Source organism: Pseudorhodobacter wandonensis (genome assembly GCF_001202035.1).
GTDB classification, from domain to species: Bacteria; Pseudomonadota; Alphaproteobacteria; order Rhodobacterales; family Rhodobacteraceae; genus Pseudorhodobacter; species Pseudorhodobacter wandonensis.
On the sequence record NZ_LGHT01000031.1, the window covers coordinates 18379 to 44490 of the forward strand.

Consider the following 26112-nt stretch of genomic DNA (forward strand, 5'->3'; position numbering starts at 1 on the left):
CGTATTCTTGCGCCCGTATTCCTGCCATTCGCGTTCTTACCTGTTTTCGCCCATCATCCTGCCGATGCCCGAGGGAGACCCACGGCCATGACTTTATCCCCCAACAGTATTACCGCCCCCCGCAAGCGCCGGTCGCGCCAGGCGCTGGCGCCTTGGTTGTTTCTTGCGCCCGGTTTGGCGATGTTTTTGGTTTATGTGATCGTTCCGGTTTTCCAATCGATGTGGGTTTCGTTTTTTGACTGGGACGGGCTTAGCCCGAAAACCTGGGTTGGTATTGCCAACTATATCGAGCTGATTGACGATGAGGCGTTTTATACCTCGTTGAAAAACAACGTGATCTGGTTGGCGTTGTATATGTTGGCGGTGCCTGCGGGTTTGATGATCGCGCTGTTCTTGAACCAGACAGTGCGCGGCATCCGCATCTATAAATCGCTGTTCTTTTTCCCGTTCGTTATTTCGCAAGTCGTTGTGGGCCTGATCTTTTCATGGTTCTACGCACCCGATTTCGGGTTGCTGTACAAGCTGATCGAATGGTTGACCGGTTCGCAGGTCGCCATTCTGGCGGATGAGCATCTGGTGACCTATGGCATCATTGCCGCGGGTCTGTGGCCGCAAATCGCCTATTGCATGATTTTGTACCTGACCGGTCTGAACGCCGTTGCCCCCGACCAGATTGAGGCCGCGCGGCTGGATGGTGCGAAGGGCTGGAAAATGCTGTGGTATGTTGTGTTGCCACAGTTGCGCCCTGCCACGTTTATCGCGCTGGTGGTGACTGTGATCGGCGCGCTGCGCAGTTTCGACCTTGTGTCGATCATGACCTCGGGCGGGCCATATGGGTCTAGCCGCGTGTTGTCCTACTATATGTATGAGCAGGCACTGTCTGAATACGGCTATCGCATGGGCTATGGCGCAGCGATTGCGGTGGTTCTGTTTGCCATCATGATGATCTTTATTTCGGGCTTCATCTGGAAGATGTGGCGCGACGAACAAGGAGCACGCTGATGTTTCCGCGTCCAATTCAAACCCTGTCGCCCACGGCGCAATGGGCCTATAAAATCGCTTTGCCGGTGATGCTGATCCTGTGGTTGTTGCCACTGATCGGGGTTGCGATGACCTCGGTGCGTCCTTCCTCTGACCTGGCGGCGGGCAATTATTTCGGCTGGCCCTCGGCGCTGGCGTTTGACAACTATATCACGGTGTTCAAAAACACGGCGCTGGATAAGTACCTGTTGAACAGTTTTAAGGTGACAATCCCAACGGTGATCGGTGCGGTCGGTCTGTCTTGCCTGACCGGTTTTGCGCTGGCGGTGTATAAGTTCAAAGCGAACTTGCTGTTGTTTTTCATGTTTGTGGCGGGCAACTTTGTACCGTTCCAGATTTTGATGGTGCCAGTGCGCGATCTGACGGTGCACCTTGGGCTTTACAACACGATTTCCGGCCTTGCGCTGTTTCACATCGCGTTTCAAACGGGGTTTTGTACGCTGTTCATGCGCAATTTCATCAAGGCGCTGCCGTTTGATCTGATCGAAGTGGCGCGGGTTGAAGGTGTGTCCGAATGGCAGATTTTCCGTCATGTGGTGATGCCTTTGATGCGGCCGGCGATTGCGGCGCTTTCGGTGCTGATTTTCACCTTTATCTGGAATGATTATTTCTGGGCGATGGTGCTGACAACGGGGGCTGATACGCAACCGATCACCGCCGGTTTGAACAGTCTGAACGGGCAGTGGATTGCGGCGTGGCATCTGGTTTCGGCGGGGTCTATTCTGGCAGCTTTGCCGCCGGTTATCATGTTCTTTGCCATGCAGCGCCATTTCATTGCCGGCCTGACTTTGGGAGCTGTTAAGTGAAAGCAGATGTGCAGGTTTGGCATCTGCAGGATGCGCGTCAAAGCTTGGTACTGTCATCGACGCAAGGGCGTTTGCCGCAGATCGCCTATTGGGGCGCGCCGCTGGTTGATGAGGATTTGACAGCCGTTGCGCAGGCGCAAAGGATGGATGTGACAGGGGGGATGCTGGACGATAACCCCGATCTGTCGATTTGCCCCGAGGCTGCGCGCACCTTTCCGGGCCAGGCGGGGATGCGTTTGCGGGGGGCGGATGGTGCGGTGATTTTGCCGCAGTTCAAGCTGGAAACGGTAGAGGAAAGCGCGACGGGGTTGCGCTTTGCCTATCGTGACAAGGGCTTGCGCTATTATGCCGAGTTTGCGATCAACCCGCGCACCCATGTTATCACAGCGCAGGCGCGGGTAGAGGCCGAGGAAGCGGTGCATCTTGATTGGTTGGCCGCGCCGGTGTTTCCGGCGCCGCAGCTGTCGGATGAGCTGATCGATTTTAGCGGCCGCTGGATTGGCGAGTTTCAGATGCAGCGCCATGCTTGGGCTGCGGGCATCCATGCGCGCGATAACCGCACAGGCCGCACGGGGCATGAACATTTCCCCGCCGTTTTGCTGCCCGCGCGTGGCGCCACCAATACGGCGGGCGAGGTTTGGGCGCTGCATTACGGCTGGTCGGGCGGGCATGGGATGGTGGCCGAAGAGCTGCCCGATGGACGCCGCCAGATCCAGTTCGGCCATGCGCCGCAAACCGAGCTGGCCGCAGGAACGCGCTTTGAAACAGCAAAGCTCTATGCGGTGTTTTCAGCCAACGGCCTGAACGGTTGTGCCACGGCCTATCAGCGCCATTTGCGCGATGAAATCGTTAAATGGCCGCACCCCGACCGCCCGCGCCCTGTGCATTATAACTGCTGGGAAGCGGTCTATTTCGACCATTCCCTGCCCGAGTTGAAAGAGATTGCCACCCATGCCGCAGCACTGGGGGCCGAGCGGTTTGTGCTGGATGATGGCTGGTTCGGGCGGCGGGATGACGACACCACTTCGCTTGGGGATTGGGCGATTGATAAACGCAAATACCCTGACGGGCTGGCCCCGCTGATTGATCATATCCACGGGTTGGGCATGTCATTCGGCATTTGGTTTGAACCCGAAATGGTGAACCCCGATAGCGATATTTACCGCGCGCATCCCGATTGGGCCTTGGGCAGCACAGATCAGATCTTGGGTCGTCAGCAGATGGTGTTTGATATGTCGCGGGCGCAGGTGCGCGACTATCTTTACGCCCAGATCGCGGCGGTGCTGTCGGCGTATCAGATCGACTATATCAAATGGGATCACAACCGCGTTCTGCCCCATGCCGATGCGGCGCAGGCGCGTGGAACCTATGCGCTGCTGGACAGGCTGCGCGCCGATTTCCCGCAGGTAGAGATTGAAAGCTGCTCATCCGGTGGTGGGCGCATAGATTTTGGCATTATGGCGCATACCCAGCGGGTTTGGCTGTCGGATAGCAATGACGCGTTGGAGCGGCTGCGGATTCAGCATAATGCAGCGCTGTTTTTGCCATTGGTGGTGACGGGCAGCCACGTTGGCCCGCGCCATTGCCACACCTCGGGGCGGGTGATCGATATCCGGATGCGGGCCTGGGTTGCTGCGGCCCGCCATATGGGGTTTGAAATGGACCCGCGCGAGCTGACCGAGGAAGAAGCGGCAGTTCTGCGCGAGGTGACCGCCTGGTGGAAGGCCAACCGCGACTGGACCAGCCGCGCCGATATTTTGCGGCTGGACAGTGCCGATCCGGCGGTGATTGCCGAAGAGCAACTGGCACAGGACGGCACGCGGTTTGTGGTGTTTGCGGGCAAGGCCGATAGCGCGGCACAGATTTTGCCACGACCGTTGCGCCTGACACAGCTTGACCCTGCGGCACGATACCGTATCACGCTGCGAAATCGTGCGGATGCAATCGGTCTGTCGCGTGGAACACCTGCGCTAAAGGCTGCTGATCTGGTGCTGACGGGGCAATATCTGATGTCGCAGGGGATAAACCTGCCGTGGAGTTTCCCGCTGACGATGTGGGTGATCGAGGGGGAGAGGCTATGAGCAACGCGCATTGGATCGCGGCTGATTGGGGTACGACCAACCTGCGCCTTTGGGCGATGCGCGGGGCCGATGTGGTGCATCATCGGGCGTCGGGGCAAGGCATGGGCGGGCTGTCGCCGGCCGAGTTTGCGCCCGTTCTGGCGCATGAGACGGCCGAGTGGCGGGCAGGCGACTGGGCCAAAGCGCCGGTTGTTGCCTGCGGGATGGTTGGCTCTCGCCAAGGGTGGACCGATGCACCCTATGCAACCGCGCCCACGCAGGCCGGTACGCCGCTGACACGGGTTGCGGGGGAAAATGTGTGGATTGCCGGCGGTGTGAAGCAACTGGACCCTGCCGATGTGATGCGCGGCGAGGAAACCCAGATTGCCGGGCTATTGGCCGCGCGGCCTGATTTTGACGGGGTTGTTTGCCTGCCCGGAACCCATACGAAATGGGTGCGCGTTTCGGCTGCCGAGATCTGTTCGTTTCAAAGTTTTATGACCGGCGAGATTTTCGCGCTTTTGGCCGAGCAATCGATCTTGCGGCACACGGTTCAGGCTACGGAATTTGATGCTGAGGCGTTTGATGGGGCTGTTCAGGATGCGCTGGCGCAGCCGCACCGCGCCTTTGGTCGGTTGTTTCAGCTGCGGGCAGGGGCCTTGGTTGGCGATCTGACGCCCGAGGTGGCGCGGTCAACGCTGTCTGGCCTGCTGATCGGGTGGGAATTGGCGGCGGCCAAGCCCTATTGGCTGGGGCAAGAGGTTGCGCTTGTCGGCTCGCCCGCGCTGTCGGCGCTTTATGCGCGGGCATTGGTGGCGCAGGGCGTTCAGGTAAGTGAAGCGGATGCGCAGGCGGCCACATTGGCGGGGCTGCACCGCGCTTGGAAGACAATAGGAGAGATGGCATGACGCTGAATCTGGTTGCGATTTTACGCGGGGTCACGCCCCAAGAGGCCTTGGCCGTGGGGCAGGCGCTGGTTGATGCGGGGATTAACCGGATCGAGGTGCCGATGAATTCGCCCGAGCCGTTGGAAAGCATTGCAGCCTTGCAAGCCGCGTTCGGGGGTGTTGCAAAGATTGGGGCGGGTACGGTTCTGCAGGTCGAACAAGTGGCACAGGTTGCCGCGACGGGCGCCAAGCTGATTGTGTCACCGAACTGCAATCCGGCGGTTATTCGCGCGGCAAAAGCGGCCGGTATGGAGAGTTTTCCCGGTGTGATGACACCGACCGAGGCATTCGCGGCGATAGAGGCCGGGGCCGATGTGCTGAAGCTGTTTCCGGGTGAGCTGGTCGGGCCGGTTGGGCTGCGCGCGATGAAGGCAGTGTTGCCGCGCGACATGCCGCTTTATGCGGTGGGCGGGGTGACGCCGGAAAATATGGCGGATTGGTTGGCGGCAGGGGCCACCGGCTTTGGCATCGGATCCTCCATCTACAAACCTGGCGACAGCGCCCAAGTGGTTGCGGGCAAAGCGCAGGCGCTGGTAGCAGCATGGAAGGCGGCGCAATGAAGCTAACGGTTTTTGACGCGACGGCCTGCACCTTGGGCGAAGGGCCGCTTTGGCTTGCCGATCGCAACGCCTTGCTGTGGTTTGATATTTTGGGCCGCAAGATGTTTTTGCGCCCCGAGGGCGGCCCTGCAAAGCACTGGGCATTTGACGAATATGTTTCGGCAGCAGGGCGCGTAGATGCCGACCGGTTGCTGATAGCGTCGCAAACCGCGTTAAGCCTGTTTGATCTGAAAACCGGCGCACAAGAGGTGCTTGCGCCTTTGGATGCCGACAACCCGATCACCCGTTCCAACGATGGCCGCGCCGACCCGCATGGCGGGTTTTGGATTGGCACGATGGGAATCAAAGCCGAGCCGAAGGCGGGGGCGATCTGGCGCTATTATAAAGGCGAGCTGCGCAAGATTTTCGCAGGGATCACCATTCCCAATTCGATCTGCTTTGCGCCGGATGGCGGCTTTGCCTATTTTTGCGATACCGCTGAAAAAACCATTCAGCGCGTGCGTCTGGATGCGCAGGGCTGGCCTTTGGGCGCGCCCAAAGTGTTTATCGATCTGCGGGCCGAAGGGATTAACCCTGATGGCGCGGTGATTGATACCGAAGGGGCGCTGTGGTCGGCGCAATGGGGTACGTGGCGCGTGGCACGCTATGACACGGCGGGGCGCTTTACCGACGCGGTGGCCTTTCCGGCAGAGCAAGTCAGCTGCCCGGCGTTTGGCGGCGCAGATTTGACTACGCTCTATGCGACTTCGGCAGCTGTAGACCTGACCAAGCCGACCGCACTGGATGGCGCGGTTTTTGCGGTGCTGGGCGTAGGCCGTGGCCAAGCAGAGCCTTTGGTTGTGCTGTAAACGGGTGGTTTGTCGGCGCGTTTTGGATGCGCCGACTTATTTGAAATATTGGGGGGCCATAATGGCCCGCACGGCGCGCCACTTACCCTTGGGCGCGTTGCAGCTTGACCGGTTCACTGCGCCCCAGTTTCAGGAAATGCGCCATGAAGGGCTTGGTCGCGTCTTCTTCGCGGGTCGCGGCATAGAGCCGTTTGGTAATGGTTTTTGGCCCCAAAGGCCGCGTAACGTAGTCGCTATGCGACCGCAGATCACGCAGTACCCAATCGGGCAGCACCGACACACCGCGGTTTGACCCGACCAGCATCAAAATCACGGCAGTCAGCTCTACCGCCCGTGTGCCGCGCGGCTCGACTTTGGCGGGGGTTAGCAGCTCGGTAAACACATCCAGCTTGTCGCGGGTCACGGGGTAAGTGATCAGCAATTGATCGCGAAAATCCTCGGCCTCGATCATCATCTTTTCCGCCAGCGGGTTTTGGGAGGAGGCGACGAACATCGGATGGTAATCAAACAGCGGGTTGAACACCACATTCGCCAGCGGGGCAGGGTCGGATGAAATCACCAGATCCACCTCTTCGCGCTGCAAGGCGGGCAGGGCCTCAAACGCGAGCCCTGCGCGGATATCGACGTCTACCTCGGGCCAGGCGCGGCGAAACAGTTCCAGCACCGGAAACAGCCATTCAAAACAGGCGTGACATTCAATCGCGATATGCAGCCGCCCCGATTTGCCCGAGCGAAGGCCGCGAAATTCTTCTTCCAGCGCGTCCAGTTCGGGCAAAATCCGTTCGGCAAGCCGTAGCATCCGTATTCCCGCCGCTGACAGCTTTAGCGGTTTGGACCGGCGCACGAACAGTTCGACGCCTGCTTGGTCCTCTAGCCCCTTAACCTGATGCGACAGGGCCGATTGCGTCATGTTCAGCATATCGGCCGCCCGTGCCAGGCCACCTGCCTGATGAATAGCCCGTATCGTACGCAGGTGGCGGAACTCGATGTGCATTATGCGGTCATCCTCATAAACATGATTAGAATTATGAAATTGTCTCACATGATCGAATCTGCGACAAGAGGGGTCAGAGCAGGAGCTTATGAAATGACCAAGACACCGAATATCTCGTTTGAATTTTTCCCACCCCAGACGCTGGATGCTTCTTTCCGGCTGTGGGAAACGGTGCAGACCTTGGCACCCCTGAACCCGAATTTCGTGTCGGTTACATATGGCGCCGGCGGCACGACCCGCAAGCTGACACATGAGGCTGTGGGCGCTATTGCCAACAATTACGGGCTGAATGTGGCGGCGCACCTGACCTGCGTTGATGCGACCCGCGCGGAAACGCTGGAAATCGCGGAAAGCTATGCTGCGGTTGGCGTGACCGAGATTGTGGCGCTGCGCGGCGATGCCCCCAAGGGCGCCGAACGTTTTATCCCGCATCCCGAAGGCTTTGCCTCATCTGTGGAACTGGTTGAGGCGCTGGCCGCTACCGGCAAATTCAAAATCCGCGTGGGCGCCTATCCCGAGCCGCACCCCGATTCGGCCGATACCCTGGCCGATGTGCGGTTTTTGAAGCGTAAGATCGACGCTGGTGCAAGCAGCGCCATGACCCAGTTTTTCTTCGAGGCCGAAACCTTCTTGCGGTTCCGCGATGCCTGCGTGAAAGAGGGCATTACCGCGCCAATCCTGCCCGGCATCCTGCCGATCCAGTCTTGGGAAGGGACCAAGAAATTCGCAGCGCGCTGTGGTACTTCGGTTCCGGCCTGGTTGGACGATGCCTTTGCCGCAGCCAAGCGTGACGGGCGTGAGGAACTGCTGGCAACAGCGCTGTGCACCGAGCTGTGCGATACGCTGATTTCCGAAGGTGTTGAGGATCTGCACTTTTATACGTTGAACAAACCGCATCTGACGCGCGAGGTTTGCCATGCGCTGGGCGTTTCGCAGGCGGTAGATCTGCAAAACGTCGCCTGATCGGCCAAAGGGTATCTCCGAACTCGGGCAGCGGTTGCTGCCCGCTTTTTTATTTGCGCCGGATGACGCGGGGAATACCTGATTTAACAGTGGGATAGCTGGTTTCGGGGTGCGGTGGGGCGCCATGTGTCTGGCGCCAAAATGCGGGCCCGCCAAGGCCAAGCCAAACCGGCGCCATCATCAACAGCCCCGCAATGAACCCGCCCGCATGCGCCCAATAGGCCACACCGTCGCCATCGCCGGCTGTGGAAAAACCGTTGAGCAGCTGCATCCCGAACCAGACCCCCAGCATCACCCAGGCGGGCAGCGGGAAAACGCGGAAAAAGATCACAAAAATGAACAAGATATCCACTTTGGCGCGGGGGAACAGCAAGAGATAGCCGCCCATCACCCCCGCAATCGCGCCCGAGGCCCCGATCATCGGCACGGGTGAATAGGGGGCGGCAAAAATCTGCAAGCCGGCTGCAGCCAAACCCGACAAAAGGTAAAAGCCAAGATAGCGGGCATGGCCCAAAATATCTTCGAGGTTGTCACCAAAGATATATAAAAACAGCATGTTACCGGCCAGATGCAGAAAGCCGCCATGCAGAAACATCGACGTTAAAACAGTGCCATAGCCGCCACCAGCCATGATGCGGCGCGGCACCAGCCCCCATTCTACATAGAACATCGCCAATCGCGGTTCGTTCGGAATGGTTACGTAATAGCTGAGAAATACCCCGATATTCAGCAGGATAAGCGCATAGGTGACATAGGGCGTGCGCCCGGAGGGGTTATGATCGCGGATCGGAAACATTCGGCCAAAGTTTCCGATCCGCGTTCAGGCGTCAAGCCTGTTTTACGACTCTCCCATTTCGGCCAACAGTTGCGCGTTCCCGCCCGAGGCGGTTGTATCCACACAAACATGCCGTTCCAGCTGCACATGGGCCGCGTCGGGCATCCCGCCAATCAATGGCAAAATCGCGCCTGTGCGTGCTGCCAAAGCCTGCGCATAGGCGCGGCCCTGATCGGCACCGCCCCACCAGAGCGCGCCGGAAAAACGGCCTAGACGGGTCAACGCTTCGGGCGCAAGGCACGCGGCCTCAACCGCTTCGCCGCCCAAAGCCCGCACTGCCTCGGCTTGTGCGAGGGCCTGTTCGCGGCTTGGCCCAAGGCAGAGCAAGGGTGTTCGTGCATAGGCCGACAGGCGGTTACTTTCGCCGGTTGGTCCAGGCAAATCCTGAACATGGATCGCGCGGCGCGGCGTGGCCTCGGCCTTTAATGCTGTTTCTACGGTTGCCAGCGTGCATTCGCCAGATTGGCCGCCCAGAACGGGGGCCGCCACATGGGTGAACCGCGCGATATAATCCGGCCCGCCTGCCTTTGGGCCAGTGCCAGAAAGCCCTTCGCCGCCAAAGGGTTGGCTGCCAACAACTGCGCCGATCTGGTTGCGGTTTACATAGGTGTTGCCCACGCAAATCTGTGCGACAACCCGTTCCACCCGGTCATCAATGCGGCTGTGCAGGCCAAAGGTCAGGCCGTATCCGGTTGCGTTTACATCCGCGATCACTTTGTTCAACCCGCCGGCCTTCCACGGCGCAATATGCAGCACGGGGCCGAATATTTCGCGCGGCATATCGGCAATGCCCTTTACGGCAATCACTGTGGGCGCGATGAACGTGCCGCCTGCCGGTACTGTGCCTTCCTTAAGCACCCGCCCTTCGGCGCGCGCGGCGTCAATATAGGCGCGAATATCGGCCTGCGCCTCGGTATCAATCACCGGCCCGACATCGGTTGCCAGATCCCAAGGGTTGCCGGCCTCTAGATCATCCATCGCGCCGAATAACATTTCCTTAACGGTATCCGAGATATCATCTTGCAGATACAAACAGCGCAGCGCGGAACAGCGTTGCCCGGCCGATTGGAAACTGGATGCCAAGACATCGCGCACCGCTTGCTCGGGCAGGGCCGTGCTATCGACAACCATCGCGTTCAAGCCCCCCGTTTCTGCGATAAGCGGTGCGGTTGGGTCCATGTGATCGGCCATGTTGCGGCGAATACGCTGGGCTGTCTCGGTCGAGCCGGTAAAGCAGACACCGTTTACCCGCGCATCGCCGGTGATTGCGGCGCCAACGACTGCGCCTTCACCCGGCAGCAGTTGCAAGGCCGTTACTGGCACACCGGCTTTGTGCAGCAATTCCACCGCCAACGCGGCGATCAGGCCTGTTTGCTCGGCCGGTTTGGCCAAAACCGCATTCCCCGCCGCCAAAGCCGCAGCAATCTGGCCCGAGAAAATCGCCAAGGGAAAGTTCCACGGGCTGATGCAAGCAAACACGCCGCGCGCAGGTGTGGTCAGTGTCGCACCCTGATCGGCATAATAGCGCAAGAAATCAACAGCTTCGCGCAATTCGCCAACGGCGTCGAGCAGGGTCTTGCCTGCTTCGCGTGCCAAAAGCGCAAAAATCCGGCCAAATTCGGCCTCGTATAGATTGGCGGCGCGGCGCAGCACCTGCGCCCGTTGTGCCGGCGCTGCATCCCAAGGGCGCGCAGCTGTCAGAGCTGTTTCCACATCAGGGGCGGAGGCGGGCAGCACATGCCCGACGGTCGCGCCGGTCGCCGGGTTCTGCACTGCCCAACGTTTGCCACCTGCGACCGACCCTGCGAGCATTGGTCGCGCGTCAAACAAAAGATCGGCAAAGGGTGCGCGTGCCGACTCAATCGCGGTCAGATCGCGGCTGTCGGTCAAATCCCAGCCTTGCGAATTGTCACGCGCCCCGAACAGCCGTGGCCCTGTCCGCAAAACCGGGCTTTCGACCGGCGTCATTGCCTCCATCGCGTCCATCGGGCAGGCGGCAACCTCTTGGGGTGGGACAGCTTCATCGACAATCTGGTTCACAAAGCTGCTGTTCGCGCCGTTTTCCAACAAGCGCCGCACCAAATAGGCCAGCAAATCGCGATGCGCGCCCACGGGGGCATAGATCCGGCAACGCGTGCCTTTTTCTTCCAGAACAATATCATGCAGGCGCTCGCCCATGCCATGCAGGCGCTGGAATTCAAAGGCGCGCTTGTCGGTTGCCATATCCAGAACAGCTGCCACGGTATGCGCGTTATGCGTGGCGAATTGCGGGTAAATCCGGTCGGTCATGCCCAACAGCTTTTTCGCATTGGCCATATAGGACACGTCTGTTGCCTGTTTGCGGGTAAAAACGGGGAAGCTTTCAAGCCCCATCACCTGCGCGCGTTTTACCTCGGCATCCCAATAGGCGCCTTTGACCAGACGCACCATGATCTTGCGGTCCAAGCGGTCGGCCAGCCCGTACAGCCAGTCAATCACAGCGCCCGCACGGCGACCGTAGGCCTGCACGACCACGCCGAAACCATCCCAGCCTTTCAAGGCCTTGTCGGATAGAACTGCCTCGATCACCTGCAAGGACAGCGCCAAACGATCGGCCTCTTCGGCGTCGATGTTAAAGCCCAAACCTGCCGCCTTGGCCAAACCCGCAAGGGCACGGACACGCGGCACCAGCTCTTCCATGACGCGCTCGCGCTTGGCCACCTCATAGCGGGGATGCAGCGCCGAGAGTTTTACCGAAATGCCCGGATTTTCGCGGATGTCTTTGGACTTGGCCGCCTTGGCGATTGCCGTGATCGCGGCTGTATAGGCCAGATGATAGCGCCGCGCGTCATGTTCGGTGCGGGCTGCCTCGCCCAGCATATCGTAGGAATAGGTAAAGCCTTTGGCCTCAAGCTCGCGCGCACGTTTCATTGCGGCGTCGATCGTTTCGCCCAGAACGAACTGCTTGCCCATTTCTTTCATAGCACGCGAAACGGCTGTGCGAATGACGGGTTCGCCCAGCCGTTTTACGGCGCCGCGCAGGCTGGCCACCACGCTTGGCTTGCGGTCATCCAGTACGCGGCCGGTGAGCATGAGTGCCCAGGTCGAGGCGTTGACGAGCGAGGAGGCCGAATGCCCCAAGTGCTTGCCCCAGTTGCTTGGCGCGATCTTGTCTTCGATCAGCGCATCCATCGTGTCGGCATCCGGCACCCGCAACAGCGCCTCGGCCAGACACATCAGCGCGATGCCTTCGTCGGTGGACAGGCCGTATTCGGCAAGGAATACCTCCATCAAACCGGGTTTGGCGCTGGCGCGAATGGCGCGGACCAGATCGGCGCCCGAGGCGGCAATACGGGCGCGGTCTTTGGCGCTTAGCCCCGCCTCGGCAATCAGCGCGCGGACCAGATCGGCCTCGGGCCGCAATGCGTCACGGTCAACAATATTCCAGGCAGTTTCGAGGGAATCACGGGGCATGGGCAAGCTCTCCTATTTCAAATATCATAGGCGTGAATCAAAAGCCTTTCGTCCCGAATTACGGGGAACGGCGGGCGTTTTGGCTGTTTGTAAGGGGATTTTCGATGTCATCAGAGCCGTTTGACCTTGATCGGTTTGATCTGGCAATTTTGCGGGTGCTTGCGGCCGAGGGGCGGATCAGCGCGACCGAACTTGCGCGCCGTATCGGGTTGTCAAAATCGCCGACCCAAGCGCGGATGAAACGGCTGGAGGAAAGCGGTGTTATCACGGCGTATCGCGCGCAACTGGACCCGATCAAGATGGGCCAAGCCCATGTGGCCTTTGTCGAAGTGCGGCTGTCGGACACGCGCGAGGCGGCGCTGCAGGCGTTCAACAAGGCCGTGCTGGCGATTCCCGAGGTCGAGCAATGCCATATGATGGCCAGTCGGTTCGATTATATGCTGAAGGTACGGACGGGGGACATTCAGGAATATCGCCGCGTGCTGGGCGAGCGGATTTCATCCTTGCCGCATGTTTCATCGACCTCGACCCATGTTGCGATGGAGGCGGTGAAAGAGGCGGGGGTATAAGCGGGGATCAGGCCTCGATTAGCAAAGCCGAGCCTATGCCGCCGGCCGCGGCTATGGCGGCGAGGCCGTGCCCGCGTTCGATATCGGCAAACAGCCGTGCGATCAAAACCGCCCCCGAGGCCCCGACCGGATGCCCCCGTGCCAAGGCCCCACCACCGATATTCACGGTCGCAGGGTCCAGCCCCGCGCCCTGAATGCAGGCGATGGCTTGCACGGCATAGGCCTCCATAATCTCGCATTGGTCGGGGATCAGGCGGGGCATCATGCGGGGGGAAAGAACCCGCGCAATCGCCCCTAAAGGGGCAAGCCCGGGTTCTTGGGGGTTGGCACCAAGGGTTGCGCCGGCCTTGATATGCAGCGCGCGACGGGCCTGTTTGGCGATGCGTTCGGACACGACGAGGCAAAACGCGGCGCCATCGGCAGAAACTGCTGCATTGGCCGCTGTGATCGTACCTGCAATCACTTTGGCCCGTGCAGCCAATGCAGGCGTCATCGCGCGGGTAAAGCCATCGCGTTGAAGGCCCGTTATGGGCACAATTTCGGGCTGCTGTGAGGCCATCGCCCGCGCATGCGAGGCCACGGCATAGGCATCTTGGGTAGCCCGCGAAATGCCAAGCCGCTGTGCCAGATCCGCTGCCGCGACATGCATCATTGGGTCACGGTTCGGCCAAGGCGTAAAGGGCGGAGCGTCATAGGCAACCGGCGGCCCGCCATCGGGGTCGGTTCGCAACCGCAGGGGGCGGCGCGAATAGCTTTCGGCCCCGCCTGCCAGCACCACATGGGCCGCGCCCGCATTCACCAAGGCGCCCGCCAGAATGACCGCATCCAGACCGCCCGCGCATTGCCGGTCGATGCTGAGCCCGGCCACGCGTTCTGGCAATCCGGCGGCCAGAGCGGCCACGCGGGCAGGGTTGCCACCGGCGCCCAAAGCGTTGGAGAGGATTACTTCATCCACCTGATCGGGCGCAATTCCGGCATCGCGCAAACATGCCTGCATCACCGACACGGCCAAGTCATGCGGCAAAAGCCGTGCAAAGGCCCCGCCTGCAGGCATAACAGCACTGCGCCTTGCGGCGATGATGAATGCGCGGCTCATGTTGCGGCCAAGGAAATCAGATCGGTCTTGCCCGAGGCCAAAACCGGCCAATCGCTGCGCCACCGCAGGCGCTTGGGCGCGACCAATGCGCCAAACCGCGCCCGCAATGCCGCCAGAACTTGTGCCTCATCTGCCGTGCCCATCAGCACAGCCTCTAGCACATTACCCCGCAAACCATCAGCTATTGGCAAAACCGCCGCCCGCGTCACGCCGGGAAAGGCCAATAAAAACAGCTCTATCGCCTCGGGATAGGCGTTTTGCCCAGCCACCGTCACCATCCGGTCAATGCGGCCCAACAGCACCAACTGCCCGTCGTCAATCCTGCCAACCTCACCCAGCGCCAGCCAGCCGTCCTGCCACGCGGCCACGCCGGTATCCGCGCCGGCGTAACCCTGAAACAGATATGGGCTGCGCACCCAGACCCGGCCCTCGGGCGCGGTGCCGCCGGGCGCACCGATGCCAATCTCTACGCCCGGATAGGCCCTGCCAACGGCATGATCTGGCGTCGTGGCATCTGCCATAGTGACAAAACTCGCCTCTGCCGCGCCGTAAAATTCGCGTATCTTGGCCGTGGGGCACATATGTGCAAGGGCCGCCCGCAGGCCTGCATCGAGCTTGGCGCCGCCCACCAACACATAGCGCACAGCGGGCAGAACCGCGCCGCCAGTCTCAATCAACAATTGCAATTGCGGGGGCGAGGCCCAGATTACCCCGACCGCACGCGCAAGCAATGCAGCGCGTTGCCGGTCGGGGCGGATACCGTCGAGGATATGCAGTTCGGCCCCAAGGCTTATCGCCTCGACCGCTCCGTAAAGTGCCAAAGAATGAGTAAGCCGCCCCAGCACCGCCACCCGTTGCCCTGGCCCAATGCCAAACGCTGCTGCATTCACCGCAAAGCTGCGCCGCCACGAGGCAAAATCACGTGCGATCCGCCGGGGTGTGCCGGTGCTGCCGGATGTCAGGGTTTCAAAGCCTGCCAGCGGGGCAGGGGCACCTTCGGCACCAATCCGAAACGGCCCACCGGAAAACGCCTGTCCTAGCGCCAATGCGACCGGCCTATCGGCACAGACGCCGGATTTTGCAATGGAGCTGCCCCCAGAAACGGCAAAAGGGCGCGGCATTGCCACACCCTTTCCGTCATAAACCTGCGCCTCTGGATGCCAATGAAACCCGTCCATCTGCCACCCCATCAGACCGAGGCAATTTCATCTTGGCCCAAATACCTGAACCTGAAATTTGCCAAGCCGCGCATCACTCGCCGCGTACAACCTTGCGAAAGCCCTCGAACAAAGGCTCGTTGCAGGCCACGATCGACCCTTTCACCAAAGGGTCGTCGCCTTCGCGAATCGCCGAAACCATACCGCCGGCTTCGCGTACCATCACGATGCCCGCTGCAATATCCCAAGGCTGCACGCCGCGCGCCCAATAGCCGTCAAACCGGCCCGCGGCCACATAGGCCATGTTCAGCGCGGCCGAGCCCCAGCTGCGCACCCCAGCGGTTACAGGCGAAATACGTGCCAAATCCTGCAGGGTCGCAGGCAATGTGCCTTTGCCGCCAAATGGTATTGCGGTGGCGAAGATGCTCTCGATCATGCTGCGCCGGCCCGAAACCCGCAGACGGCTTTCGTTCATCCAGGCGCCGCCGCCTTTTTCAGCCCAAAACATCTCGTCTTTGGCTGCGTCAAAGATGACGCCGGCAATAATATCGCCTTTATGCTCCAAAGCGATTGAAATCGCCCAGTGCGGCAGGCCGTGTAAAAAGTTGGTTGTGCCGTCCAGCGGGTCGACAATCCAACGCCGCGTCGGGTCGGCGCCATCGGTTTCCTTGCTTTCCTCGCCCAGAAATCCATAGGTCGGACGCCCACCCAACAGTTCTTCGCGCAGCATCTTTTCTGCCTCGCGGTCGGCACGGGTTACAAAGTCACCTGGGCCTTTGCTTGACACCTGAAGGTTTTCCACCTCGCGGAAATCCTTGACCAAAGCCCGTCCCACTTTGCGGGCGGCTTTCTTCATCAGGTTTAGGTTCGCGCTGCCTTGCATTCCATCGGCTCCATTCGGGTAAGGCCAAAGCCTATACGCAAGGCCCGCGCCAATGCCAAGGGCAGAAGCCAAGGCTGTTCACTTTTCCAGCCGTTTCCCACGTCAAACCGGGTTTTGGGCGATCAAATCTATCAGCGCCGCAGGCCCGCTATGCCCCGGCCCCTCATTCAGCGGGGCTTCATAGCTTGCCAGCCGCTCAATGTGGAAGTCGTGGAAGGCGTCGGCCAGCATCGCCTCGCTGTAAAGGTTTTCCAGCACTTTCGGCCCGCCCGAGCTGAATTGCATCTGCGCCTGCGCAAACCCGTGCAGCATCACGCGGCCCCCCGGTTTTACTGTGCGCTTCATGCCGTCGAATATTTTGGTCCGAAAGGCAGGTTCGGCAAATTGGATAAACACGGCGACAACGAGATCATAGGCGTCGTCTTGCCAAACCCAATTGCGCAAATCGGCCAGAATGAAACTTGGGCTTACACCGCGCTGTGCGGCCAGCGCACGCGCCTTGGCCAGCCCTGTCTCGGCCGAATCCATGGCCGTGACCTGCAGCCCTTTTTGCGCCAAATAGACCGAATTACGCCCTTCGCCATCGGCTATCACCAGCGCCTTATGGCCGGCTTGCAAAGTCCCTTGCTGGTCGGCCAAGAATTGCGCGGGTGCGGTGCCAAACAGGTAATCGGCGCGGTCGTAGCGTTGGTTCCACATTGTCCCGCTCCAGTTTGTGTTTGGCATCTGGCCGGCCCTTCGTAAACCATTGTCTAATTTAAAAAATGCCCTGCCGGATGCATCGGTCGCCGCCATTATACGGTACAGGTGCTGTCCAATCAAAATCAGTCTAAAAACCGCGCACAAACAATCGGTTATCGGTTTGATCGTGCGCGGTTCAGGTTGCAAAGGCGCGGATTACGCGCGCGACAACACGGCCTCGGGGCGCAGTTTTGCCAAGCCTTGGGTGATAAAGCCGGCCATCGCCGCCTTGATCAGATCGCCGGGGATATAGGCACCCACCAACAAGGACGCCGCAGGCCAGCTTTTGCCAAGAACCAGCGCCATGCCGGTGATTCCAAACAGATAGAGCACCAGAACACCACCGACCAATGCGCCGGCAAAAGCCGCCAGACCGATTGCCGCGCGGGTTTTTTCAACCACCAAACCGGCAACAAATGCGGCCACCGGAAAGCCGATCACAAAGCCGACTGTCGGGCTTGAAAATACGCCCAAACCGCCACGCCCGCCGCTGAGCAGTGGTAAGCCGAGTGCCACCAGTCCGACGAACAAAAGCACCGCGAGGCCACCGCGCTTTGCCCCCAAAACCGTGCCGCACAGCATTACGCCCAAGCTTTGCGCCGTGATTGGCACCCCGCTGGCAAGGCTGATCTGCGGCACCAGCCCCAGAACGGCGATCAAGGCCGCAAACAGTGCAATATAAGTTACATTCTTTTCCATCAACGTTGTCCCCTCAAAGCCCACCGCGGGCCCGTATCGCCTCGGCCACCCTATCGGCGTCATCCAGCGCCATCAAACTGATGGGCAGCACGATCCGCCAGTTAACCCGTTGCGCTGATCGCGCGCGCCATGCCTGCCCCAACTGCTGTGCTTTGTCCATCAAAACCGGTGTAAACCGGATTACCAGCGCAATGGCTACGGCCAGTACGCGGGGTTGCATACCCAGCCGCGCCAAAGGGGCTGCGGCGCGTTCGACTACAGCGATCATATCATCGAGGCGGGTTGTCATCGTCACCAGATTTGCCAGCCCGACGGCAACCAGCATACGGGCACCGATCAGCAGCCCTGCCGCCCACTCGCCCAACCACAGATGCCACAGGCCCAGCACCAGAAAAAACGGCCAGAGCGGGCGTAGCATTGCAGCACCGAACCGTGCAAAACCCAAGCCAAAGCTGAGGTATAGCAGCGCCAGCCCGACCGTTGCCGCCAGTACCATCCACAGGCTTTGCAGGCTGAACAGCCCCACACTCAGCCCCGCCAGCGCCGCGAGTTTCACGCCTGCGGGCACGCGGTGAAGCGGTGTTTCAAAGGGTGAGGTCAGTGTCAGCATCGACATCCCCCAAGCGCGCCATCGTCTCTGTAAACTCGGCCACGACCGGCCCGACAGGCCCATCGGCGCGCAAACGCCCGTTTTCCAGCCAGATCACGCGGTCATACCCAGCCAGCGCCTTTGGATCATGCGTGATCAAAACCAGCCGTTGCGGCAGCTTTGCCAGTTCGCGCCCCAGCCGCGCCTGCGTTGGCAGGTCGAGGCCGGCAAAGGGTTCATCCAGCAAGATCGTTTGCGGCTTCATCGCCAGAACTGCCAGCAGGCATAGAAAATGCCGCTGCCCTTGCGACAGGGCCGTTACGGGTTCGGGTTCCCAATGGCTGCGGCCGTGATGGGCCAGTAAGGCCCGGACTTGCGCTGTAGCCTGTGTTTTATCCAGCCCTTGCTGACGCAGGCCAAAGGCCAGTTCTTCGCCGACAGTCGGAAAGATGATCTGATGGTCGGGGTTTTGAAACAGGATGCCGATTCGCGCCAGCATGGCCTTGCGGTCGGATGCCGGGGCGACGCCGCCGATCTGAACCTCGCCGGTTGTCGGGGCGATCAAGCCGGCCACCAGCCGCAGAAAGGTCGATTTGCCAGAGCCATTGCGCCCGATAATTCCGATCCGCTGCTCGGTGAGGGACAGGGTCAAACCGGACAGAATGGTCCGCCCTGCAACCGCATAGCCGGCATCTTTCAGATTTAGGCTGCTGTTGTTGGGCAGGGGTGGGGGCATGAACTTTTCGGCCAATCAGGGATTTGCCGCGCTTTTAGCGGGTTCAGGCGGGGCTGCCAAGCCAACAGAAAAAGCCGGATCGCCCGCAGGGGGCAAATCCGGCCAGTACTGGCACATGGATATGACGTCAGAGCCAGCGCAGGGGTGGTTTAGCAGGCAGCGATGAACCGCTGGCCACGGCTGTCACGATAGTAGCACTTATTGTTGCCCGGTGCCGTGCCGATCAGGGTCGAGGCTGCGACACCTGCGGCGGCCCCCAATGCGGCACCGGCTAGGCGGTCTTCCTTGCTTGAAATGGCAGCGCCGAGAACCCCGCCCGCGACAGCACCGGCTGCGGCGTTCTGGTTTGCGGTTTGACACCCTGCAAGAGCAAGGGCCGCGACTGGAGCGATAAAGAGCAGCTTGTTCATGGTAACCTCACGTATGTTGTTTCACCGGGTTAACCTGTCAGGCGGAAAATGGTTCCCGCCTGTATGACGTTTTTTTGCGGGCCAATTGCCAGCGCAACAAAAAAGGGGACCCAAAGGCCCCCTTTTGCAGATGATTGACGGCCTCAGACCTTGCGAGCGGCTGCGACGGATGCTTCGAGGATGTCCATCGCTTCGGCGAAATGGTCATCCGGAATGGTGATCGGGGCGAGGAAGCGGATGACGTTGCCGTAGACGCCACAGGTCAGCAGGATCAGGTTGCGCTTTAGCGCCTCTTGACGGACGCGATTGGTGAAATCGGCATCCGGTTCCTGAGTGTTCGGGTTACCGAATTCAACAGCGACCATAAAGCCGGGGCCGCGAATGTCGATCACCTCGGGGGTGGTGGAGCGGATGGATTCCAGCTTTTGGCGCAGGCGGCTGCCCAATTCATTCGCGCGGTCGCAGAGCTTTTCTTCCTCGATCACATCCAGCACGGCATGTGCAGCGGCGATGCCAAGCGGGTTGCCGGCATAGGTGCCACCCAAACCACCGGGGCGGGCGGCATCCATCAGATCGGCGCGGCCGGTCACGGCGGCCAGCGGCAAGCCACCTGCAAGGCCTTTGGCCATGCAGGTCATATCGGCGGATACGTCATAGCCGTCCATCGCGAACATCGTGCCGGTGCGGGCAAAGCCTGTTTGCACCTCATCCGCGATCATGACGATTCCATGCTCGTTACAGAATGCCCGCAGGCTGCGCAGCAGATCTGGTGGCGCGGGGTAAAAGCCGCCTTCGCCCTGAACAGGTTCAAAGATGATGGCGGCCACGCGGTCGGGGTCGAGATCGGATTTGAACAGCTTGTTCAGCGATGACATTGCATCGGCAGTGGAAATGCCATGCACATCTTGCGGGAAGGGCACGTGATAAACATCAGGCATCATCGCGCCAAAGCCCTTTTTATAGGGTTCAACCTTGCCGGTCAGCGACATGCCCATGAATGTACGGCCATGGAAGGCCCCGCCAAAAGCGATAATCGCAGGGCGGCCCGTGGCAATACGTGCAACCTTGATCGCATTTTCAACGGCTTCGGCACCTGTGGTCACAAAGATGGTTTTCTTGGCAAAATCGCCGGGAACCAGATTGTTCAGCCGCTCGGCCAAACGGATGTAGGGCTCATATGGCAAGACCTGATGGCAGGTATGGGTGAAGCGGCCCAATTGTTCGGTCACGGCGGCCATAACCTTGGGGTGGCAATGGCCGGTGTTGACCACCGCAATACCTGCCGCAAAGTCGATATAGCGGTTGCCCTCGATATCCCAGATTTCCGAGTTCAGTGCCCGTTCGGCATAGATCTGCGTCATCATGCCCACGCCGCGCGAAATCGCCTCGTCCCGGCGCTTGGCCACTTCTGCATTCAACATTGTCGTTACCCCGAATTAAGTTTGGGGGATTTGACCTTTTTTTAGGCGCCGCTTCAACCAGTCTTTATTGCCCGAGCGTCAGTGTTAGCGTTAGCATGCACCGGCGCGGCAGAAAATTTCAGTATTTTGCTGAATTGCGGCGGAAAATTCTGACTTTTGGCATAAAAGCACGAATATTCGTAGAATATTCGAGGTGCGGGTCAGGCTTCGCCGCCTTTTATCAGGCGATCCGCCTTTTTGCGCACCAAAACCGAGCGCAAATCATGCATCGCCATAAGTAGTGAATCGGTCACCTGATCCAACTGTGCATCGCTTGCACGGGTTTGGACCCATTGTGCAGTCAGATTCATATGGTCAATCGCGCGCAAGATGTCATCTACCTCGCGCGCGGCCAGTTGATGGGTGCGGTGTGTAATCCAGCCTTGGATTTCGGTTATATCCTCGGGGGTTAGCTTGCGCTCGCCGTGGGGTTTTACCTCACCATTGCGGATGTTGATGGTGGCGATCTGGTCCATTTCAATCCGGCGCTGGCGGTTTTCGGACTCTATCCGAAACACCAGCGCCCCGTTATCACGGATTCGAAAATAATATTCCGGCAGATCGCCCGCCATATTGCCCCCTGTTTACACCAAGCCTGCGCAGAACGTCTGAATCCGCGTGCAAGCCTCTTTCAGCGCCGCGTCAGAGGTAGCGTAGCTGACGCGGAAGTTTGGCGAAAGCCCGAAGGCGGCGCCAAACACCACCGCAACACCGGTTTCTTCCAGCAAGGCGGTTGCAAAGGCTTCGTCATCGACGATTTTCGCCCCGCCAGCACTGGTTTTGCCGATGCAGCCCGAAATATCGGGGTATACGTAAAACGCGCCTTCGGGTTTGGGGCAGGTGATGCCGGGTGCCTCGTTCAGCATACCGACCACCAGGTCGCGGCGGCGTTGGAACAAGGCTTTGTTTTCGGTCAAAAACTCTTGCGGGCCTGTCAGCCCTTCGAGGGCCGCATATTGGCTGACAGAGCAGGGGTTTGAAGTCGATTGCGACTGAATCGTTCCCATCGCCTTGATCAAAGCCACCGGCCCCGCAGCATAGCCGATCCGCCAGCCGGTCATCGCATACGCCTTGGACACGCCGTTGCAGGTTAGCGTGCGGTCATACAGGCCGGGCTCTACCTGCGCCGGGGTGCAGAATTCGAAATCGTCAAACACCAGATGTTCATACATGTCATCCGACATAACCCAGACATGCGGGTGGCGCATCAGCACATCGGTCAGCGCCTTCAACTCGGCGCGGGTATAGCCGGCACCGGTTGGGTTGGAAGGCGAGTTAAAGATGAACCACTTGGTTTTCGGCGTAATCGCGGCCTCAAGCTGTTCGGGTTGCAGTTTGAAATCGGTCTCGATGCCTGCGGCCACTGCGACGGGCGTGCCGCCTGCAAGCAGCACCATATCGGGGTAAGAAACCCAGTACGGCGCGGGAATAATCACCTCATCGCCCGGATTGCAGGTCGCCATCAGCGCGTTATACAGAATTTGCTTGCCGCCGGTGCCAACCGACACTTGGTTCGGCGCGTATTTCAGGCCGTTTTCGCGCTCAAACTTGGCGCAGATAGCCTTTTTCAGCTCGGGGATGCCGTCAACAGCGGTATATTTGGTTTTACCGGCGTCAATCGCAGCCTTGGCCGCGTCTTTGACGTTCTGCGGCGTGTCGAAATCGGGTTCGCCGGCGCCAAGCCCGATGACATCCTTGCCGGCTGCCTTCAGCTCATTGGCTTTGGTGGTGACGGCGATGGTTGGCGAAGGTTTTACGCGGGCGAGGGTGTCGGACAAAAAGGCCATGATAGGCTCCGGTTCGGTGGGGGCGATTTGCCGCTGATGCCCCGGTTTGTACTTTGCGGCAGTTTGTCTTAGGGTGCGCGTCAACGACGATCAAGCACTAAGCAGGCTTTAGGAGAGTAACAATGCCGGATATGGACCAAACAGGATGGTATAGCGCCGAGGCGGCAACTTTTGGTGACCGTCTGGCTGGCGCACGTGAGGCAGCGAACCTGACGCCCGAGGCGCTGGCGCGCAATCTGGGCGTAAAGCTGGTAACAATCCAGAACTGGGAAAACGATCACTCTGAGCCGCGCGCGAACAAGCTGCAAATGCTGTCGGGGTTGTTGAACGTCTCGATGCGGTGGCTGTTGACGGGCGAAGGCGAAGGGATTGAAAGCCCGGTGTCGGCAACCGGCGACGACCTGCAAAAGGCGCTGATCGATCTGGCGCGGATGCGGGCACAGGCGCTTGCCTTGTCGCAAGATATGGGCCATCTGGAAAAACGGTTGCGTGGCTTGATGCGTGAGGTGGTGCTGTGATCGAAACGCAGGTTGAGAATGAAGCGGCGGATGCGCGGCTGAAGCGCATGAAGATGCGGTCGTGGCGGCGCGGCACCAAAGAAATGGATATGGTTCTTGGCCCTTATGCCGATGCGCATCTGGCGGGCATGGCCCCTGAACAGCTTGATCTTTATGACCAATTGCTGCGCGAAAACGATCAGGATTTACTGCCTTGGGTTCTGGGGCAGGCCAATGCGCCCGAAGCGTTGGGTGGTTTGATTGCCGAGATTGGCCAGTTTGCCCGCACCCGTCTTCAACGTTGATTGAACGATTTTTTCGCAAAATTCGTGATGAAACTGGCGCGAGTTTACGGAATGTTTTTGTTTTGTGCCGATTCTGCCCCTATCAATTCCATGGGCGGAGACGACAATGACACTACACACTCAATTGCTGGACGGATCGCAAAAGGCGCTCATGGCCAGTTATCTGGAAAGCCTTGCGCTGGTTGAGCGGCTGCACCGATTGCTGCTTGATGTTGTGAAGGACGAATTTGAACGCGTTGGAATCCTTGAGATAAATTCGGTTCAAGCACTGCTGCTGTTCAACATTGGCGAGAATGAGGTCACCGCGGGTGAGCTGAAATCACGCGGTTATTATCAGGGTTCTAACGTCAGCTATAACCTGAAAAAACTGGTTGAGCTGGGGTATATGCACCACCAGAGGTCTGAAATCGATCGTCGCTCGGTCCGCGTGCGCCTGACTGAAAAGGGCCGTAACGTGCGGGGTTTGCTGAATGAGCTGTTCGCGCGCCACACCGAGGGCTTTGAGGCGCGGGGGATCATCAATGCCGCTGGGATGGAAGATATCAATCAGTCGCTAAAGCGGATGGAGCGGTATTGGGCCGATCAGATCAGGTATATTTACTAGGCTATCGCCGCCAGAGCGCGGAATGACTGGCAAACCGCCCTTGCAGTTTCGCAAGCAGACGGCCGACTAGGCCGGGGCGCGGAATGTCACCGCTTTGCAGCCGCGCGACGGCGATTTCGGGCGGGCAGGGCAGTTTGCTGACCGGGTCGTAATAGCGCGGATAGGCAATCAGCGTGGCGTGAACAAGGCTTTCCAGATTGGGCCGGAATTGGGCCGGGTCATCTGGGTTTTGGAACCGCCGGGCAGGGATTGGGCCAAGATCGGTGGTCAGGCCCCAGCCGGCATAAAAGGGCGCGCCAAGGCAGGTGACAGGTTTTCCGCGGATCAGGGCCTCAAACCCAAGTAATGAGGTCATGGTCCACACTTCATCTACGGCGTCCAACAGCGCCACAGGATCGGTGTTTGACGCAATATGCTGAACCAAAGATGTCAGGCTGGCCGGATCCAGTTTGCCCGGCCGCAACCCTGCCTCGACATCAGGGTGGGGCTTGTAGATCAGCACGGCATTCGGGTTCGCCTGTCGTGCAGCCTGAATAAGCCCAAGATTGCTGCGCACAGCACCGGCCCCAAGCCGGATAGAGGCATCATCTTCGACTTGGCCGGGAACCAAAATCCGGTGGCCCGGCGGCAAAACGGGCAGACCCGCGCCGCCGAGATTGTATTTCGACAAGCGGCTTTGAATGATGGCATTCATTAGCCGTCGCGCGCGGGCTTCGCCGCCCGGGGGGCAGGGGCAGGCGATAAGGCGTTCTAGCCTGCTTTCATGGCTGGGGTCATAGTAAATTCCCAGATCATCGGTGACAAGGCTGAGAGGGGGCACCAATGCAGCGCCCAAGCCGCGCGAGCGCAAGAAGCCATCTTCAACGCGGTAAACCGTTGTGGATGCGGCGGTATTTGTGATTTGGGGGTGCGCGCTCGCTGCCCAAACCAACAGGCTTTTGCCGCTGTTCTTTGCCAGTGCCATGGCTGCTTCTGTCTTTGCGGCAAAGTGCAACGGGGTATAGCGGCCAAAAAATTGTTGCAGCCGACCGCGTTTCCATAACCGCATGCCGAGCGCGATATGGCCCGCGTGATCCTCGCGGAAAGCGCGGGTTTCGGCCTCTAGCTGGTCAACCGCCTGTTCAAAACTGCACAAGCGGTCTTGGCATGGGTCATACCATGTGGGTGCAAGGATCATCGCGGCAGCAAAAAGTTGTTCGGCGGTCAGGCGGCGGCTGCGGCGGGATGTCGTGATTTCATCGTCAGACACCCCCCAGCCGGCATAAAAGGGCAGACCAAAGACGCGCGGCCGGTGCCCGGCCAGAATGGCCTCAAACCCCATTTGCGAAGAGACGGTGTAAACAGCGGCGGCACCTGCAAGCAGCGCCCAAGGCGAGAGAGGGGTGGTGAGCAGGTCATGCCCGGCATCGGGGCCGAAATGGCCGGACCGCAACCCGAGGTTGGTTTCGGGATGGGATTTAATGACGATGCGTTTGCCGGGATGCTCGGCTTTGGCGGTTGCCAGCATGCGCTGGAATACATCTTTGGTCGCGCCCGAAAACCTCAGCGACGCATCTCCTTTGGTCTGATCGATCAGCAAAACATAGCCCGGCGCCGGGCAAGCGTGGCCGACTGCATGCATGTTGTATTTAGATAGGTCGAGGGCCTTTAGGCGGGCAATTCCGGTGGATGCACGGGCCAAAAGGTTCGGATTGTCCAAGTCGGCGCTTTGAAGAAGGACCTCTAGTTCCGAAGGGCAGCTGCCGTCAAAATGCACGCCGACCGTGTCGATCATCAAACCAATCGGGGCATCGCCTATACGACCCGGTCGGACGGAACGCAAAAAGGCATCCTCAACCCTGACCAGTTGCGACCCCCGCCATGATGCGATTTTTTCACCGCGTCCTGCAAAGGGGCTGCGGCCCCAAACGGCAATGCTATCGGCGCGGGCGGGCAGGCCGAGGGTCAAATCATATCCCGCAAGCTGCAAGATGCGCCGCAGCCGAGGGGCGCGCGCAAAGCCGGCGTTGAAATAGTAAAGCCGCCGGAGAGCGTTTCCGGCGGCTTTGGGTTTGAAGGTTTCTACCGTCATC

General features: G+C 59.8%; 26 protein-coding genes. 11 read left to right on the forward strand and 15 right to left on the reverse strand.

Translation table 11 applies throughout. The annotated features are described in order from the left end of the window. Window positions 1–87: 87 nt before the first annotated feature. From AKU79_RS08705 to AKU79_RS08730, 6 genes are read left to right on the forward strand one after another with little or no spacing between them, the layout of a single operon-like run. On the forward strand, window positions 88–1002 hold the full coding sequence (locus AKU79_RS08705) for a carbohydrate ABC transporter permease (RefSeq protein WP_050523213.1): 915 nt from the start codon (window positions 88–90) through the stop codon (window positions 1000–1002). Further along, a complete protein-coding gene (locus AKU79_RS08710; RefSeq protein ID WP_050523214.1) occupies window positions 1002–1847 on the forward strand; it encodes a carbohydrate ABC transporter permease in 846 nt (281 codons plus the stop codon). The genes AKU79_RS08705 and AKU79_RS08710 overlap by 1 nt, the downstream gene beginning before the upstream one ends. Further along, window positions 1844–3928 (forward strand): alpha-galactosidase, encoded by a 2085-nt coding sequence (locus AKU79_RS08715; RefSeq protein WP_231580133.1) that lies wholly within the window; start codon window positions 1844–1846, stop codon window positions 3926–3928. The genes AKU79_RS08710 and AKU79_RS08715 overlap by 4 nt, the downstream gene beginning before the upstream one ends. Beyond that, window positions 3925–4815 (forward strand): 2-dehydro-3-deoxygalactonokinase, encoded by an 891-nt coding sequence (locus tag AKU79_RS08720; protein ID WP_050523215.1) that lies wholly within the window; start codon window positions 3925–3927, stop codon window positions 4813–4815. The genes AKU79_RS08715 and AKU79_RS08720 overlap by 4 nt, the downstream gene beginning before the upstream one ends. Next, a complete protein-coding gene (locus AKU79_RS08725) occupies window positions 4812–5414 on the forward strand; it encodes a 2-dehydro-3-deoxy-6-phosphogalactonate aldolase (protein ID WP_050523216.1) in 603 nt (200 codons plus the stop codon). Before AKU79_RS08720 ends, AKU79_RS08725 begins: the two co-directional genes overlap by 4 nt. Beyond that, window positions 5411–6262 carry an SMP-30/gluconolactonase/LRE family protein gene (locus AKU79_RS08730; protein WP_050523480.1) on the forward strand — a complete coding sequence of 284 codons (852 nt, stop codon included), beginning with the start codon at window positions 5411–5413 and terminating at the stop codon, window positions 6260–6262. Before AKU79_RS08725 ends, AKU79_RS08730 begins: the two co-directional genes overlap by 4 nt. Window positions 6263–6344: 82 nt before the next feature. Here AKU79_RS08730 and AKU79_RS08735 read toward each other — a convergent pair whose 3' ends face one another. Then, window positions 6345–7256: a LysR family transcriptional regulator gene (locus AKU79_RS08735; protein WP_050523217.1), complete on the reverse strand. Its 912-nt coding sequence runs from the start codon at window positions 7254–7256 to the stop codon at window positions 6345–6347. A gap of 93 nt (window positions 7257–7349) precedes the next feature. Here AKU79_RS08735 and metF point away from each other — a divergent pair, with 93 nt between their 5' ends. Then, window positions 7350–8219, forward strand: coding sequence for a methylenetetrahydrofolate reductase [NAD(P)H] (gene metF / locus AKU79_RS08740; RefSeq protein ID WP_050523218.1), 870 nt, complete (start codon window positions 7350–7352; stop codon window positions 8217–8219). A gap of 49 nt (window positions 8220–8268) precedes the next feature. Here the strand turns inward: metF and AKU79_RS08745 are convergent, their stop codons facing one another. After that, window positions 8269–9015 (reverse strand): rhomboid family intramembrane serine protease, encoded by a 747-nt coding sequence (locus tag AKU79_RS08745; RefSeq protein WP_050523219.1) that lies wholly within the window; start codon window positions 9013–9015, stop codon window positions 8269–8271. Between the two features lie 42 nt (window positions 9016–9057). Next, on the reverse strand, window positions 9058–12507 hold the full coding sequence (gene putA, locus AKU79_RS08750) for a bifunctional proline dehydrogenase/L-glutamate gamma-semialdehyde dehydrogenase PutA (protein ID WP_050523220.1): 3450 nt from the start codon (window positions 12505–12507) through the stop codon (window positions 9058–9060). A gap of 104 nt (window positions 12508–12611) precedes the next feature. Between putA and AKU79_RS08755 the strand changes: the two genes are divergently transcribed. Further along, on the forward strand, window positions 12612–13076 hold the full coding sequence (locus AKU79_RS08755) for an Lrp/AsnC family transcriptional regulator (protein ID WP_050523481.1): 465 nt from the start codon (window positions 12612–12614) through the stop codon (window positions 13074–13076). Window positions 13077–13083: 7 nt separating this feature from the next. Here the strand turns inward: AKU79_RS08755 and AKU79_RS08760 are convergent, their stop codons facing one another. From AKU79_RS08760 to AKU79_RS08810, 11 genes are all read right to left on the reverse strand, one after another. After that, window positions 13084–14172: a thiolase family protein gene (locus AKU79_RS08760; protein ID WP_050523221.1), complete on the reverse strand. Its 1089-nt coding sequence runs from the start codon at window positions 14170–14172 to the stop codon at window positions 13084–13086. Beyond that, window positions 14169–15362 carry an AMP-binding protein gene (locus tag AKU79_RS08765; protein WP_050523222.1) on the reverse strand — a complete coding sequence of 398 codons (1194 nt, stop codon included), beginning with the start codon at window positions 15360–15362 and terminating at the stop codon, window positions 14169–14171. Before AKU79_RS08765 ends, AKU79_RS08760 begins: the two co-directional genes overlap by 4 nt. A gap of 61 nt (window positions 15363–15423) precedes the next feature. Then, the gene (locus AKU79_RS08770; protein WP_050523482.1) at window positions 15424–16212 is read right to left on the reverse strand and encodes an inositol monophosphatase family protein; all 789 of its coding nucleotides are present in this window, start codon (window positions 16210–16212) and stop codon (window positions 15424–15426) included. A gap of 102 nt (window positions 16213–16314) precedes the next feature. Then, window positions 16315–16938 (reverse strand): SAM-dependent methyltransferase, encoded by a 624-nt coding sequence (locus tag AKU79_RS08775; RefSeq protein ID WP_082223998.1) that lies wholly within the window; start codon window positions 16936–16938, stop codon window positions 16315–16317. Between the two features lie 171 nt (window positions 16939–17109). After that, window positions 17110–17652, reverse strand: a complete 543-nt coding sequence (locus AKU79_RS08780; RefSeq protein ID WP_050523224.1) for a biotin transporter BioY — start codon at window positions 17650–17652, stop codon at window positions 17110–17112. A gap of 13 nt (window positions 17653–17665) precedes the next feature. Then, window positions 17666–18262: an energy-coupling factor transporter transmembrane component T family protein gene (locus tag AKU79_RS08785; protein WP_050523225.1), complete on the reverse strand. Its 597-nt coding sequence runs from the start codon at window positions 18260–18262 to the stop codon at window positions 17666–17668. Continuing rightward, window positions 18237–18977: an energy-coupling factor ABC transporter ATP-binding protein gene (locus AKU79_RS08790; RefSeq protein WP_050523483.1), complete on the reverse strand. Its 741-nt coding sequence runs from the start codon at window positions 18975–18977 to the stop codon at window positions 18237–18239. The genes AKU79_RS08785 and AKU79_RS08790 overlap by 26 nt, the downstream gene beginning before the upstream one ends. Before the next feature lie 149 nt (window positions 18978–19126). Next, on the reverse strand, window positions 19127–19387 hold the full coding sequence (locus AKU79_RS08795) for a glycine zipper 2TM domain-containing protein (RefSeq protein ID WP_050523226.1): 261 nt from the start codon (window positions 19385–19387) through the stop codon (window positions 19127–19129). A 143-nt stretch (window positions 19388–19530) separates the two neighbouring features. Further along, a complete protein-coding gene (locus tag AKU79_RS08800) occupies window positions 19531–20808 on the reverse strand; it encodes a 4-aminobutyrate--2-oxoglutarate transaminase (RefSeq protein ID WP_050523227.1) in 1278 nt (425 codons plus the stop codon). Window positions 20809–21008: 200 nt separating this feature from the next. Further along, window positions 21009–21419, reverse strand: coding sequence for a hypothetical protein (locus AKU79_RS08805; RefSeq protein ID WP_050523228.1), 411 nt, complete (start codon window positions 21417–21419; stop codon window positions 21009–21011). 12 nt (window positions 21420–21431) lie between these two features. Then, entirely contained in the window at window positions 21432–22634 is a 1203-nt protein-coding gene (locus tag AKU79_RS08810; RefSeq protein WP_050523229.1) for a pyridoxal phosphate-dependent aminotransferase, read from the reverse strand. A 122-nt stretch (window positions 22635–22756) separates the two neighbouring features. Here AKU79_RS08810 and AKU79_RS08815 point away from each other — a divergent pair, with 122 nt between their 5' ends. The 3 genes from AKU79_RS08815 (at window position 22757) to AKU79_RS08825 (ending at window position 24040) form a co-directional block, all read left to right on the forward strand. Continuing rightward, entirely contained in the window at window positions 22757–23152 is a 396-nt protein-coding gene (locus tag AKU79_RS08815; protein ID WP_050523230.1) for a helix-turn-helix domain-containing protein, read from the forward strand. A 47-nt stretch (window positions 23153–23199) separates the two neighbouring features. Beyond that, complete coding sequence (locus tag AKU79_RS08820; RefSeq protein ID WP_050523484.1) at window positions 23200–23436, forward strand: succinate dehydrogenase assembly factor 2; 237 nt, start codon at window positions 23200–23202, stop codon at window positions 23434–23436. A 106-nt stretch (window positions 23437–23542) separates the two neighbouring features. After that, window positions 23543–24040: a MarR family winged helix-turn-helix transcriptional regulator gene (locus tag AKU79_RS08825; RefSeq protein WP_050523231.1), complete on the forward strand. Its 498-nt coding sequence runs from the start codon at window positions 23543–23545 to the stop codon at window positions 24038–24040. 1 nt (window position 24041) lies between these two features. Here AKU79_RS08825 and AKU79_RS08830 read toward each other — a convergent pair whose 3' ends face one another. Beyond that, the gene (locus AKU79_RS08830; protein WP_050523232.1) at window positions 24042–26111 is read right to left on the reverse strand and encodes a capsular polysaccharide biosynthesis protein; all 2070 of its coding nucleotides are present in this window, start codon (window positions 26109–26111) and stop codon (window positions 24042–24044) included. Between the last annotated feature and the right edge of the window lies 1 nt (window position 26112).